The organism is Escherichia sp. WS3063, from assembly GCF_046486595.1.
GTDB lineage: Bacteria > Pseudomonadota > Gammaproteobacteria > Enterobacterales > Enterobacteriaceae > Escherichia > Escherichia coli.
The window spans coordinates 1-545 of record NZ_JBJQKY010000089.1; the positions used below are offsets into that span (position 1 = coordinate 1).

Genomic DNA, 545 nt, shown 5'->3' on the forward strand with positions numbered 1-545 from the left:
CGTGCGCCGTGAACCAGCAGGTATCGGAAATATCCATCTCCACGTTTGCTGATCCCTCCCAGTTGCTGTTTCCCGCCGCTGGAATGTTCCTTTGGTGTCAGCCCCAGCCATGAAGCGAACTGCTTTGCGGTACTGAATTGTCGGGCATTACCCACTGCTGCTACCACATAAGTGGCCGTTAGCATGCCAACCCCCGGGATCTTGGCCATTCTCTGGCAGGCTTCCTGCGTTCTATACCAGGAGGCCAGAGCTTCTTCTACCTGTTTAACTTGTTCTTCAAGTTCCCGGATATGTTTAGACTGTCTGTAGATGCTGGTTCTGACAAAGGGAGATAAACCATTTTCGCCATCCTCCAGAATGGCTGGCAGCTCACGTGTTAAATGGCTTTGTCCGGCCGCAATCGTAATACCAAACTCAGCAAGTGTGGCTCTTAAACTATTGGCACAGGCAATCCGCTCACGGATAAGTATTCCCCGTTCAGTGTGTAACGCTAAAACGGCCTGCTGCTCTTCGGTTTTTATCTGAACAAAACGCATATTCGGACG

General features: G+C 50.8%; 1 protein-coding gene. It reads right to left on the reverse strand.

Annotated features, from left to right (window positions below; translation table 11 throughout):
• A partial coding sequence (locus tag ACJHYW_RS25335; protein ID WP_114079962.1) for an IS110 family transposase occupies window positions 1-545 on the reverse strand: 545 nt, incomplete at both ends.